The 12,921-nt window shown below is 36.2% G+C and carries 11 protein-coding genes and 2 tRNA genes; 8 read left to right on the forward strand and 5 right to left on the reverse strand.

Features of this window, described 5'->3' with window-relative positions; genetic code table 11:
• Positions 1–199: 199 nt before the first annotated feature.
• Entirely contained in the window at positions 200–1,423 is a 1,224-nt protein-coding gene (locus tag C7D53_RS19535) for a 3'-5' exonuclease (protein WP_106918075.1), read from the reverse strand.
• 147 nt (positions 1,424–1,570) lie between these two features.
• The gene (locus C7D53_RS19540) at positions 1,571–3,097 is read right to left on the reverse strand and encodes a helicase HerA-like domain-containing protein (protein ID WP_106918076.1); all 1,527 of its coding nucleotides are present in this window, start codon (positions 3,095–3,097) and stop codon (positions 1,571–1,573) included.
• 354 nt (positions 3,098–3,451) lie between these two features.
• On the opposite strand from C7D53_RS19540, the gene C7D53_RS19545 reads away from it, so the two are divergent.
• Genes C7D53_RS19545 through C7D53_RS19555 form a run of 3 tightly spaced genes read left to right on the forward strand, consistent with a single transcriptional unit; the run spans position 3,452 to position 5,554 of the window.
• Entirely contained in the window at positions 3,452–4,861 is a 1,410-nt protein-coding gene (locus tag C7D53_RS19545; protein ID WP_106918077.1) for an MBL fold metallo-hydrolase, read from the forward strand.
• Between the two features lie 4 nt (positions 4,862–4,865).
• The gene (locus C7D53_RS19550; RefSeq protein WP_106918078.1) at positions 4,866–5,237 is read left to right on the forward strand and encodes a rhodanese-like domain-containing protein; all 372 of its coding nucleotides are present in this window, start codon (positions 4,866–4,868) and stop codon (positions 5,235–5,237) included.
• 17 nt (positions 5,238–5,254) lie between these two features.
• Positions 5,255–5,554 carry a thioredoxin family protein gene (locus C7D53_RS19555; RefSeq protein ID WP_076357119.1) on the forward strand — a complete coding sequence of 100 codons (300 nt, stop codon included), beginning with the start codon at positions 5,255–5,257 and terminating at the stop codon, positions 5,552–5,554.
• 57 nt (positions 5,555–5,611) lie between these two features.
• Here the strand turns inward: C7D53_RS19555 and C7D53_RS19560 are convergent, their stop codons facing one another.
• Entirely contained in the window at positions 5,612–6,361 is a 750-nt protein-coding gene (locus C7D53_RS19560) for a nitrilase-related carbon-nitrogen hydrolase (protein WP_106918079.1), read from the reverse strand.
• Positions 6,362–6,546: 185 nt separating this feature from the next.
• On the opposite strand from C7D53_RS19560, the gene C7D53_RS19565 reads away from it, so the two are divergent.
• The 5 genes from C7D53_RS19565 (at position 6,547) to C7D53_RS19585 (ending at position 12,308) form a co-directional block, all read left to right on the forward strand.
• Complete coding sequence (locus tag C7D53_RS19565) at positions 6,547–6,987, forward strand: DUF6646 family protein (RefSeq protein WP_106918080.1); 441 nt, start codon at positions 6,547–6,549, stop codon at positions 6,985–6,987.
• A 106-nt stretch (positions 6,988–7,093) separates the two neighbouring features.
• The gene (gene rseP, locus C7D53_RS19570; RefSeq protein ID WP_106918081.1) at positions 7,094–8,575 is read left to right on the forward strand and encodes an RIP metalloprotease RseP; all 1,482 of its coding nucleotides are present in this window, start codon (positions 7,094–7,096) and stop codon (positions 8,573–8,575) included.
• A gap of 81 nt (positions 8,576–8,656) precedes the next feature.
• A tRNA-Asn gene (locus tag C7D53_RS19575) sits at positions 8,657–8,733 on the forward strand.
• Positions 8,734–9,290: 557 nt separating this feature from the next.
• A tRNA-Asn gene (locus tag C7D53_RS19580) sits at positions 9,291–9,364 on the forward strand.
• Between the two features lie 460 nt (positions 9,365–9,824).
• On the forward strand, positions 9,825–12,308 hold the full coding sequence (locus C7D53_RS19585) for a DUF5686 family protein (protein WP_228422443.1): 2,484 nt from the start codon (positions 9,825–9,827) through the stop codon (positions 12,306–12,308).
• Between the two features lie 112 nt (positions 12,309–12,420).
• Here C7D53_RS19585 and C7D53_RS21045 read toward each other — a convergent pair whose 3' ends face one another.
• Entirely contained in the window at positions 12,421–12,594 is a 174-nt protein-coding gene (locus tag C7D53_RS21045) for a bacteriocin-like protein (protein ID WP_162926226.1), read from the reverse strand.
• A 25-nt stretch (positions 12,595–12,619) separates the two neighbouring features.
• The gene (locus C7D53_RS21050; protein WP_162926227.1) at positions 12,620–12,787 is read right to left on the reverse strand and encodes a bacteriocin-like protein; all 168 of its coding nucleotides are present in this window, start codon (positions 12,785–12,787) and stop codon (positions 12,620–12,622) included.
• Between the last annotated feature and the right edge of the window lie 134 nt (positions 12,788–12,921).

The raw sequence follows: 12,921 nt of genomic DNA on the forward strand, positions 1-12,921 counted from the left end.
TTTTATGCAAGACAAGTCCTTTAAATATTCCAAACCTTAGAGAACTTTACAGCTCCCTTTTTTCCAGTTTTAATTTGTTTAAAATTTTGCATTGCTTGATTTTTATTTTTGCAAAAATACTATTTATTTTTTATTTTAAGAAAAATGATTTGAAAAGCATCTCCTTTCTCGTAAAACTTGTAAAATATAGATTTCCCTATTATTTTGGTAACGGTAAGGTTTCAAAGTCTCCTCGAAGAAGGGCTAATTGCAGCTCATTGTTCAAATCAACAGAAGTCAAAGGGAGGTCAATTTTCAGTTTAGCCAGCTTACTTAGGGTCTGAATCTGGGTAAACAATTCATAAAAACCAAAGGACATCACCTTTCCGTTTTCAATAATTAAAAATAATTTCTCACCTAATTTTCTTCCTGTACCCAGCCAAAGTTCATTTCTTTTTCTAAACTCTATTTTTTGCTTTAATACGGCTGCATCACTATACTCTTCAATGGCTTCAATAAACTGAACGGCTTTTGTTCCCTGAGTAAATGACCTGAATTTAAGGATGGGTTTTTCCGTTTTATTAAGTATATTTTTTTCAACAACATATTTATTGTTTCTGAAATATAATCCAAAAGGGAGAGCTTCTTTTTTCTTAACATTTTTAGAGTTAAGGATCAGTTTTGCAATGATATCCGTTCCGGTAAGTTCAAAATTAATCTGTTCCACTTTCGTTTGAACCTGTTCCCATTTTTTTGATTTGGAATTAAAAACTTTTTTGGAAAATTTATTAATATCCTGTACATAATCTGAGAAAATAATTCTTCCCGCCTCATCCTGAAAATAGACAAAACCTTTATCATTAGGAAGATCTTGTGTCAGTTCTTTAACCTTATTAATGTAGGTCTTGGCATTGGTTTCATCATATTGCTTCTGAATAATTTCGTTTTCAGTATCTTTTGATATCAAAAGCTTGAACAGCTCCAAGGTCGCCCTGGCATCTCCATCAGCACGGTGGTGATTCGTCAATGGAATTCCCAATGATTTTACAAGCTTACCCAATGAATAACTTACCTCATCAGGGATCAGCTTTTTCGCTAACGGAATAGTATCTAATGTATTGATTTTAAAATCATAACCCAACCGACTGAATGATTGACGAAGCATCCTGTAATCAAAATCGATATTATGTCCTACAAGTGTTGTATTTTCTGTGATTTCAATTACTCTTTTTGCTATTTCGTGAAACTTCGGGGCCGTTTTTACCATTTTAGGGGTAATATTGGTGAGTTTCTGTACAAACGGGGTAATATCACCCTCAGGGTTGACAAGGGATATAAATTGGTCAGTAATTTTCTGACCATCGTATCTGTAGATGGCAATATCTATAATGCATTCATGCCTATAACCTGCGCCATTACTCTCTATATCTATAATTGAATACATTGTTTTCCCTTTAACTGCTATTTCTAATTTATTAAAATCCTAATTTCTTCCCCCTGATAATACCTTTCCTCATGGGTGAAGATAACCTGCTAAAATAACAAAAAAAATATCAAATTATAGCAGGCCATCATAGATTATACCTCGGAACTATCTTCTTCTTCCTCCCAGCCCAAACATTCCAAGAATTGCTTTTGCTCCTTCACGCATTAGCGTATTGGTAAAAGTTCGTCCTGCCTGGCTCTGTAATACCTGTTCAAACATTCCCGGCTCTTCTTTTACCGGTCTTGTTCTTTGGGTAGATGTGGGATTTTGGGCAGCCTGCTCCATTCTGTTGGTTAATATTTCATAAGCAGACTCTCTATCTATTGGCTCTTCATACTTTGCTACCAAAGCCGACTGGGCAGTCAGTTCTGAAACCTCAGCTTCACTGAGGACATCCATCCTGGATTCCGGTGAAATAAGATAAGTATGAACCAATGGTGTTGGAATCCCCTTTTCATCTAAGGCTGTTACAAAAGCTTCTCCAATTCCCAGATTCTGAATAAGACTGGAAGCATTATAGTACTCTGTAATAGGGTAATTTTCTACTGCCTTAGAAATTTCTTTTTTATCTTTTGCCGTAAAACCTCTTAGGGCATGCTGAATCTTCAAACCTAACTGAGAAAGTACATTTTCCGGAACATCACCTGGAATTTGTGTAATAAAATAAATCCCCACTCCTTTGGAACGGATCAACTTTACCATAGTTTCAATTTGTGAAAGAAGAGCCTTTGATGCTTCATCAAAAAGGAGATGGGCTTCATCTATAAACAATACAAGTTTAGGCTTTCCGCTATCCCCTTCCTCTGGAAATGTCATATAAATTTCCGCAAAAAGAGAAAGCATAAAGGTGGAAAACAACTGTGGTTTATTCTGAATATCTGCAACCCTCAAGATATTCACGACTCCTTTTCCATCTCTGGTTTCCAGAAGGTCCTGAACATCAAAGCTTAATTCTCCAAAGAAATCAGCTGCCCCTTGCTGCTCCAGCGCAACAATAGACCTTAGAATGGCTCCTAAAGACGCAGGTGCTATTGAGCCGTAATTGGCTGCAAGTTCGGCTTTCCCCTGAGCATTGTCTGTCACATATTGCAGGACTTTCTTCAGGTCATTCAGATCAATTAGTGGCAAACCTTTATCATCACAATATTTGAAAACAATAGACATGATGCTTTGCTGAGTATCATTAAGCTCAAGAATCTTACTTAATAAAACAGGCCCGAATTCCGTTACGGTTGCTCTCAGCTTTATTCCTTTTCCTCCTGATATACTCATCAATTCTACAGGAAAGCCCTGTGGAGTATAAGGCAGCTGGGTTTTAGCATATCTTTCCTCAATAATGGAATTCATCTGGCCCGCTTCTGCAATTCCCGAGAAGTCACCTTTGATATCCAATACAAGGGAAGGGATTCCTGCATGGGAAAGCTGCTCTGCAAAGACCTGTAGTGTTTTTGTCTTACCCGTTCCGGTTGCTCCGGCAATAAGACCGTGGCGGTTAATTGTTTTCAAAGGAATAGTTACATTCACTTCAGAAACGACTTCTCCGTTCAGCATTCCTTTTCCTAATATAATATGCTCTCCCTTGGGAGTGTATTTAGTATTTAATTCTTCAATAAATTGTGCTTTGTCTGCCATTTGATCACTTTTTTAAACTTATAAATATAAAAGTTTTTATAAAATATTTAATGATATTTCCCGATGAACTTCCATTAGCAGCCTTGGGAAACAGTTTTGCCACAGTTGAAGCAAATTTCAAACCATGACAGGAAAAACCGGTAATTATATGGATAACAGAATTATCCCAGCAATTAAACATGATAAAAAACAGCATTTATACATTAGCGCTATGTAAGGCATTCTTTTTGCTGAAAAACAAAGAACATTAAACAATCGTTTAACATAGTATTGAAAGAAACTATCAATGGGATTTAACATTTCATTTAGAATTTATCTAATACTTTGTATCTTTAACTATTAAAAAAATACCCAATGAAAATTGAACAAATATATACGGGCTGTCTGGCTCAGGGTGCCTATTATATTGTATCAGAAAATGAAGCTGCCATTATAGATCCGCTTAGAGAGGTAAAACCTTACCTGGATCGTCTGGAAAAAGACAATGTCACTTTAAAATATATTTTTGAGACCCATTTCCATGCAGATTTTGTCTCGGGACATTTGGATCTAAGTAAGAAAACCGGGGCTCCTATTGTGTACGGACCCACTGCTGCTCCTGAATTTGAAGCAATTATTTCAGAAGATGATCAGATTTTTGAAATTGGAAAAATAAAAATCAAGGTATTGCACACTCCAGGTCACACCATGGAAAGCACCACCTATTTATTAATTGATGAAGATGGTACCGAAACTGCAATTTTTACAGGAGATACCCTATTCTTAGGGGATGTGGGAAGACCGGACCTTGCTCAAAAGGCTACAAACCTTACTCAGGAAGACCTTGCAGGGATTCTTTACGACAGTCTTCAGAGCAAAATCATGCCACTGGATGACAGCATTACTGTTTATCCTGCTCATGGTGCAGGTTCTGCCTGTGGAAAAAATATGCAAAAGGAAACGGTGGACATTTTAGGAAATCAAAAAAGAACAAACTATGCACTTAACCAGCCCGATAAAGAATCTTTCATAAAAGAGGTACTTGACGGATTAACTGCTCCTCCTAAATACTTCGGAATGAATGTAGCCATGAACAAAAACGGCTACGAAAGCCTGGATGTAATCATGAATAAAGGATTACAACCTGTTTCTCCTGAAGATTTCGAGGCATTGGCAGAAGAAACCGGAGCCTTAATTCTAGATACCAGAGGTGCTGCAGAATTCCATAAAGGTTTTGTTCCGAATGCCATCAATATTGGATTAAAGGGAGACTTTGCTCCTTGGGTAGGAACCCTTATCGTAGATGTAAAGCATCCTTTACTTCTGATAACAGACGAAGGTACTGAAGAAGAAGTAATTATCAGATTAAGCAGAGTAGGTTTCGATAATGTGGTAGGATATCTGAAAGGTGGTTTTGAAGCATGGAAAAGTGCAGGTAAGGAAGTAGATGAAGTGAAAAGAATTTCTCCTGCTGAGTTTGCAGAGCAGTTTACAGCAGATTCAACAGTGATTGATGTAAGAAAACTGACAGAATATTCTGCAGAACATATTGACAATGCCTACAACAGACCTTTGGACTCGATAAGCGACTGGGCCCGTAATCTTAACGGTTCTGAACATTTCTTTCTTCATTGTGCCGGAGGATACAGAAGCATGATTGCAGCAAGCATCCTTAACTCACACGGAATCAGAAATTTCACTGAAATAGAGGGTGGTTTCAACGGGATCAAAAAAACGGAAAAACTTCCAACTACCGATTTTGTTTGTCAATCCAAAACATCTTAGGCTTATGAAGATTCATTTTTTAGGATTTGCTCTGGCGTCTATTTTCATGCTAAGTGCCTGTAAAACAACTCACACAGCGGAAGTTCCAAAAGCTAACATCAAGGAAGTAGTAACCAGTTCAGATGTAACATTGGTAGATGTGCGAATTCCGGAACAATATGCTGCAGGAACGGCGAAGAATGCCATCAATATCCCTTTAGCTGAAATTCAGAATAACATTGAATCCCTTAAAGGTAAAAAAGTGGTTGTTTTCTGTAATAAGGGAGTACAGGCGGATCAAGCCATGGAAATTTTAAAGAAAAACGGAGTGGAGGCCTATGATGGAACGAGTTGGAAAAATGTAAAAGGCATCCAAGACCAAGCTGATAAAAAATAAATTAATAACCCAAGATTATGTCACAAAAATTTCAGGAAATCATTAATTCCGATAGACCTGTACTTATTGATTTTTTTGCCACATGGTGCCAGCCTTGTAAGGTTCAGTCATCAGTTTTAAATACTGTAAAGGAAAATATTGGCGAAGGAGCCAGAATTATAAAGGTAGATGTAGATCAATATCCTGCTCTGGCAGCACAGTATGGAGTTCGGGGTGTTCCTACTTTGGCGATCTTTAAAGAGGGAGAACTTCTTTGGAAAGAAAGCGGAGTACATGATGTCAACACGCTGACCCAGCTTCTACAGCAATACACTTAAGGTTAAAAATAAGGCTGAGTTTTTGTAAACTCAGCCTTATTTTTTTTACTACTTTCATCAATCGATTGAAAAACGATCTCTATCATTTAAGAACTGAAAGTGCTTTCTAAAATCTTCCAGCTCGTTCATATCGAGTTCTGCGGACACAATATTTCCGTCTTTATGTGAGATTTCTCTTCCATCTGCAAAAAAGCAATGAGAACTTTCCTGATACAAAAGATTATTCCCATCCGTTCCTATTCTGTTTAAGCCGAATACAAAAGACAGGTTTTCAATAGCTCTTGCCTTTAAAAGGTGCTCCCATGCTCCTACTCTTTTCTCAGGCCAGTTTGCTACATATAAAATAGCGTCATAATCATCATTATTCCTCGCAAACACCGGAAAACGGAGATCATAGCATACCTGAAGCAGGATTCTTACTCCGTTATACTCAACGACGACCCTATCTTTACCGGGTGTATATACTTTATCTTCACCGGAAAATGAAAATAAATGTCTTTTATCATAGAAAGAAACTTCACCATCCGGTTTTACAAAATACATCCTGTTATAAAAATTACCATTTTCTTCCACAGGAGCACTTCCACAGAATGCAGCATTTTTATCTTTTGACATTTTTTTTAAAAAATCCAGGGATTCTTCATTTCTATCAGAAACCTCTGCAGAATCCATACAGAAACCTGTTGAGAACATTTCAGGAAGAAGAAACAGATCTGCTTCAAGGTTTTGAAGTTCTTTTTCTATTATTTTAAAATTTTCAGCTTTATTTTTCCAGACAATATCCAAATTAAGTCCTACAATCTTCATTTTTTTATTTTTAAATTATTTCAATATCTGCTTTATAAAAATACGGCTTTTATATTTATCAGGAGAAGAGGAATCGTATTTCTTAATATTTATTAAAGTATGCTATTTTTGTAGTATTCAATGTCTTTCGGTTTCATTTTTGATACAGCTATTTTTTATTAATATCATTAAACATTAAAAAATTTATGAAGAAATTGGTTTTTATGATGATGATATTCTTTTTCGGAGCCACTGCCAATGCTCAGGCATGGACAGGAAAAGGAGATCAAAAGGTTCAGTTGGGGTTAAGTGCATGGGGGTATGGAACCGGTATAACGGGGACCTACGACTATGGGCTTAATAAACTTATATCAGTAGGAGCCGGACTTAACGGTTATTTTAGCAACTACAAGAACAATGATAAAGACAATCGTGTGTTTGTTTTTGGGAGGCTAAATTTTCACTTACAAGAAGCCCTAAGCTTACCTGCTAAATTGGACATCTACCCTGGTGTGGATGTAGGAGTGGTTGGAAAAGACTTTGGAATAGGTGCACATATCGGAGCGCGCTACTTCTTTACGGAGAGAATTGGCGTGTTTGCAGAGGTAGGAAACAACGGAAGTCTCGGTGTTTCATTCAATTTATAATCAAATAGTCCTTAAATATGACAAAGCTTCTCGTTTCGGGGAGCTTTTTTGTTTGGCATAGTTTTGATAATTGTTACCTTTGCAAATTAAAATCTAAAATCTATTAATGGAAATAGCAATCAAACTCTTTCAGTTCATTCTGAGTATCTCTATACTGGTAGTTCTTCATGAGCTTGGGCACTTCTTACCGGCCATATGGTTTAAAACAAGAGCCGAAAAATTCTTCCTTTTCTTTGATCCTTATTTTTCAATTTTCTCTATGAAGAAAATTAATGGAAAGTGGAAGTATAAATTCTTCTCTCAAAACCTGCCTGATACTGAAGTAAAAGAGGTAAACGGAAAGAAAGAAGAAGTTCCTATCGATATATCTAAACTTCCGGATTCTGACTGGAGAAAGCATCCTGAGCAAACAAAATACGGAATTGGGTGGCTTCCTTTCGGAGGTTATGTGAAAATTGCCGGAATGGTAGATGAAAGCATGGATATTGCCCAAATGAAAAAACCGGCTGAATCATGGGAATTCAGATCTAAACCGGCTTGGCAAAGATTAATCATCATGTTGGGTGGTGTTACTGTAAACTTTTTCCTTGCATGGTTAATCTTCTCCGCATTGGTTGGTAAGAATGGAGAAACCATCTTTGAAGCAGATAAAATAACCACTCCTCTTCATTATACCCAAGCAGCAAAGAAAATGGGTTTCCAGGATGGAGATAAAATATTAAAAGTTGACGGAAAAGTTCAGAAAGACTTCAAGAAACTTGCATTAGACGTTTTATTAAGTGACGAAATTACGGTTTCAAGAAACGGAAAAGAAGTTACTTTCCCTACCAATGATGATGGAAAGGTAATGGCGTTTCATGATCCTGAACCAAGATCATTCTTAACACCAAGGATGACTCCAATTGTTGATACTATTGTAACCAAGTCCACTATGGATGCAGGACTAAAAGTTGGTGATAAAATACTTGCCATCAACGGAACTCCAATTAGTTATTATGACGAACTGAAGCCTTTGGTAGTTCCTAATGCCGGGAAAGTAATTGATTTTAAAGTATCAAGAGACAATCAAATTGAAGATCTAAAGATTCCTGTTTCCAAAGAGGGAACTATTGGGATTCTTTCTTTTAAGGAAATTAAAAAGTACATGGTTCATAGTGACTATGGTTTCTTTAGCTCCATTAAGAGAGGGTTTACACTTACAATTGAGAGTTTAACATACCAGATTAAGCAGTTTAAATTAATTTTCAATAAGAAAGTTCAGGGATACAAAAAAGTAGGTGGTCCTATTGCCATTGTAAAGAATATGCCAGTGAACAAAGATGCAGCAGGTCATGTTTCAATAGACTGGACCGCTTTTTGGGGCTTTACAGCAATGTTCTCTGTATGGTTGGCGTTCCTAAACCTTATTCCGATTCCGGGACTTGATGGTGGACACGTTCTATTTACATTGTATGAGATGATCGTAGGAAAGCCTGTACCTCAAAAAGTATTGGAAAATGCCCAAATGGTGGGTGTACTTTTCTTACTAGGTTTAATGTTACTGATCTTCGGAAGCGATATATTTAAGTGGCTTTCAGGAACTTTATAATTTTTTTGAAAATTTTTCTTAAAAATATTTGTAGGGTATAAATATTCGTCCTATATTTGCACCACTTAAAACAAAGGACATTCCTCCTTAGCTCAGTTGGTTAGAGCATCTGACTGTTAATCAGAGGGTCGCTGGTTCGAGCCCAGCAGGAGGAGCCAAGAAAGACTTACAGAAATGTAGGTCTTTTTTTATGCATCTACCCTACAGCTTCACTTTTCAGCAAAAAACCTCAAGAAAAATTAACCTTACCACCACAACAGTTATCTCCAACCCTAATGAGCTAAACCCAACAGAAATGCACTTAATTCCATTTCAAGATTGAAACTTAATAAGTACCTATTTCATTTAATGACACGAGAAATAACCTTAGATTCATTACTCAGAAATACATGAACAATAAAAACACCCTGAATGTATTTAAGCCACCAAGTATCCGCAGATATTTTGATCATTTTATATTCATTAACAATTCAGAAATTCAGTTTTTATTTAGATCGAAAAAGTCTTTGTTTAAGGGAAAGAGCAGTCAAAAAAATTGTTTCAAAACCTCAAAAAGTAATTTTTCTGACCCGGTCTTTCAATCATTGTAAAAATTTATTGAATTTTAATTTATTGAAAAATAAATCGATAGCCATTTTCGTTAAATATTACGAGATAAAAACTTGCATCGTACAGATATTCCTATTATATTTGCACCACTTAAAACAAAGGACATTCCTCCTTAGCTCAGTTGGTTAGAGCATCTGACTGTTAATCAGAGGGTCGCTGGTTCGAGCCCAGCAGGAGGAGCAAAAAGACTTACAGAAATGTAGGTCTTTTTCATTTTACAGCCCTTGATCCACTCACTACTTCCTACAAAAACACTATCCCCACAAAACAACCGATACAACACCATCTCTATATATTTGAAATAATACATTTTTTGATTGAGATTCTTACCAATTTCCTATTTCATTTTGCTGTAGAAACAGTATTTTCTGAACAAAATATTTCATAAATATAATGGCTTTTCACTTCTTTATTAAAGCCCTGATTCTTTAGAATTTAAGTCTCCATATTTACCCTAAATTTTTTAGCATATCATAGTACTATTTTCGTTAAATTTGCCGTTTTATGTAGAACAGTAAAAATATTTTACTTTTTTATATATTTTTTAAAAAACTGCATACTTTTTGTTTGTGCTAATTGCCTGAAGAAACGAATGATGTTAAACAATAACTCCAAAAAACACTATTTTATATTTTTTTTCTTGACTATTACCAGTTTCGTATGTGCCCAAAACAAGGCCAGCGGTAAGATTGTTGACGAAAAAAATAATAAAGAACTCAGCAAAGTTGATATTTTCATCAACGATAACAAAACTCCTACCCTTACTACAACTTCTGGAAGTTTTACTGTTCAGTCTGACAGTCTTATTCATAAATTAAAATTTTCCAGAAAAAACTATACTCCGGAAACTCTGGAAATTACTCCTGAAAATGCAGAGAATATTTTTGTTCAACTTTCTCAGGCCAAGGTAAGCAGCATTCAGGAAGTGGTTATTCAGGCAGGAAAAACCAAATACAAAAACAAAAAGGAAAATCCTGCATATGCCATCATGCAAAAAGTATGGGCACAGAAAAGAAATAACGGGCTAGAAAAATTTGACACCTATTCGTACAAAGAATATGAAAAAATTGAATATGATCTGAATAACATAGACAGTGCATTTATGAAGAAAAAGATCTTTAATAAGCTCGACTTCATATTCACCTATGCAGATTCTACAGCAAGCGGAAGACTTGGGCTTCCCATATTTCTAAATGAAGCGGTTTATGAAAACTATGGAAAAAATAAACCGAGCACAGACAGCAAAAGAACACTGGTCGCTCAAAAAACTTCAGGTTTTCAAGATAATCAGGTGATTACTGTTTCAGCAAAGAACCTATATCGGGATATCAACATTTATGACAATACCCTAAATTACTTTGATATAGGATTTCAAAGCCCTGCAGGAACAGACGGATTTGGAACTTACGATTATAGCTTGGTGGACACCATCTCTATTCGAGGAGAAAAAGCTTTTCAGATAAGATACCAGCCTAAAAGAAAAGATGTACTTGCCTTCCAGGGAAACCTTTATATAGACACGGATACCTATGCTGTTATAGGAGCCACCTTAAAGTCAACACAAAAAATCAATGTTAACTTTATTAATAGTGTTTATACTCAATTGGAATATGATAACCCTGACGAGACAACATTCTTGCCTAAAAAACTCGTTACCGAGTTTGAAATGAGTCCTTTTTCTAAAAAGAAAGGATCCAAAAGCATTATAGCCAAGAGATCTGTTGATTATTCTAATTACGAATTCAATAAACCTCTGGATCCGAATGTTTTTAAAAGAAAAGAGGAAGAATACGAAGATAAATTCACGGATAAAGATGATGCTTACTGGACCAAGGCAAGACCCGACACTTTATCCAAATCTGAACAAGGTGTTTATCAAATGTTGGATCAGCTACAACAAACCCCGAAATTCAACAGAATGGTAAAGCTGTTTGAAACCCTTGGCTCACGTTACTATAACGCTTTTAAAGGCATTGATATTGGCCCTATATTCTCAATATATGGAAGAAACGATGTAGAAGGAGACAGAATACGATTAGGAGCAAGGACCTATTTTGGCTTAAATGACCCTTGGAGGGTTCAGTTTTATACCGCCTATGGATTTAAGGATCAGCAGGTAAAATATGGTGTTGAAGCAAGATATATGTTCAATAGGCTCAACAGATTTATGATTGGTGCTGGAACAAGCAGAGATATTGTACAGCTTGGAGGGCAGCTTACTTCAGGCGATGGGGTTGCATCCCGCTCTCTATCTTCAAGCACATTTTTTGCAAGAGGAGAAAATATTTCTTTAAGTTCTGTCAATCAAACTAGTGTTTTTGCGGCCATCGAGCCTTGGAAGAATATCCAGATAAGGGTAGATGGAGTGATGCAGAGCATTAAATCTGCTATCCCTGAGAAATTCAACCTTATGTATTATCAGGATGGTCAATTAAGAAAAACGGTTAATGATTCCCATGTTACGATAAGTTTAATAGCAAAACCCGGAGCAAAATTCTCTCAAACCGGTATAGACCGGTACCAGGCGCGAAATTTGGCACCTACGATTGTTTTAAGATATACAAGAGGTATTGAGGGGCTTTTCAATGCAGACTTTAATTATAACAAGCTTCAGTTTATGTTCTCTAAGCCTTTCTTAATTGGAACCATTGGAAAAACAGTTGTCAACTTTGAAGCTGGAAAGAACTTTAATACGGTTCCTTTGGCATTGCAAAATATCATTCCTGCCAATCTTTCATATGGCCTGGTTCCCAATTCATTCTCTCAGCTTAACTATTATGAGTTTGTAACGGATGCCTATACTACCCTTCACTTGGAGCATCATTTCAATGGTAAGATACTTTCTTATATCCCATTGATAAAAAAATTAAAGTTTAGAGAAGTAGCCTTTATCAGAGCAGCATATGGAACCCTAAGCGATGCCTCTAAGGCCATTAATGTGGAAGGATTCAAATATTCTGCTCCCAATGAACACATCTACTATGAATATGGATTCGGAATAGAAAACATCGGTATTGGTAATCTTAGATTATTTAGGGTAGATTTCAACTGGAGGGGTAATTATCTGGACAGACCTGATATTTCAAAATTTGGCGTTAAAGCCGGAATCCAGGTAGGATTCTAAGGTAATATATGATAAATAGCAATGGCGGCTTCTTCGAAGCTGCCATTGCTATTTTTATAACCTACCTCATCAACTCATTCTCAGATCATAATCGTTGAAAAGGATTCAATTCTTAGCAATTACAAGGCATAGGATCAATGACAGCGTTTAAGCAGTATTGCTGCTGCCATGCAGTTAATCCACACCATTCTATGCAGGTAGTTGCCAGAAAGTCGGGACATCTGTAATCATTTCCTGCTTTGATTGATTTCAACTGTTCTTTGGTAATTTTCCTAATATTTTTCATATCAATAGATCTAGGTGATTAGTCATTAAATACACTCGCAAGGCTCTTCATAAACATTTGATGGGCAATGCATTTTTTGCCAGGCAGTCCATCTGCACCAAGACATACAAGAATTGGCAACTGGTGGGCATGTTCCTGCTCCTCCATTAATTTCTTTCAAATTTTTCTTTGTTAATTTTTTTAGATTTTTCATGGGTATTTTGTTTTAATTTGTCGCCTACTCTATATGCTTTTCGGCTTACGCAAGTGATTTGTTATTTGATAGTTAACAAATATATACATTTTTCACCAACGAATGATAATTAAGAAAAACATCCGTCAATACAT

Source organism: Chryseobacterium aurantiacum (assembly GCF_003020585.1).
Classification (GTDB): Bacteria; Bacteroidota; Bacteroidia; order Flavobacteriales; family Weeksellaceae; genus Chryseobacterium; species Chryseobacterium aurantiacum.

Excerpts from the sequence above, each read along its gene's own strand:
- C7D53_RS19535 (WP_106918075.1), bottom strand. The coding sequence starts at position 1,423 with ATGTATTCAATTATAGATATAGAGAGTAATGGCGCAGGTTATAGGCAT.
- C7D53_RS19540 (WP_106918076.1), bottom strand. The coding sequence starts at position 3,097 with ATGGCAGACAAAGCACAATTTATTGAAGAATTAAATACTAAATACACT.
- C7D53_RS19545 (WP_106918077.1), top strand. The coding sequence starts at position 3,452 with ATGAAAATTGAACAAATATATACGGGCTGTCTGGCTCAGGGTGCCTAT.
- C7D53_RS19550 (WP_106918078.1), top strand. The coding sequence starts at position 4,866 with ATGAAGATTCATTTTTTAGGATTTGCTCTGGCGTCTATTTTCATGCTA.
- C7D53_RS19555 (WP_076357119.1), top strand. The coding sequence starts at position 5,255 with ATGTCACAAAAATTTCAGGAAATCATTAATTCCGATAGACCTGTACTT.
- C7D53_RS19560 (WP_106918079.1), bottom strand. The coding sequence starts at position 6,361 with ATGAAGATTGTAGGACTTAATTTGGATATTGTCTGGAAAAATAAAGCT.
- C7D53_RS19565 (WP_106918080.1), top strand. The coding sequence starts at position 6,547 with ATGAAGAAATTGGTTTTTATGATGATGATATTCTTTTTCGGAGCCACT.
- rseP (WP_106918081.1), top strand. The coding sequence starts at position 7,094 with ATGGAAATAGCAATCAAACTCTTTCAGTTCATTCTGAGTATCTCTATA.
- C7D53_RS21045 (WP_162926226.1), bottom strand. The coding sequence starts at position 12,594 with ATGAAAAATATTAGGAAAATTACCAAAGAACAGTTGAAATCAATCAAA.
- C7D53_RS21050 (WP_162926227.1), bottom strand. The coding sequence starts at position 12,787 with ATGAAAAATCTAAAAAAATTAACAAAGAAAAATTTGAAAGAAATTAAT.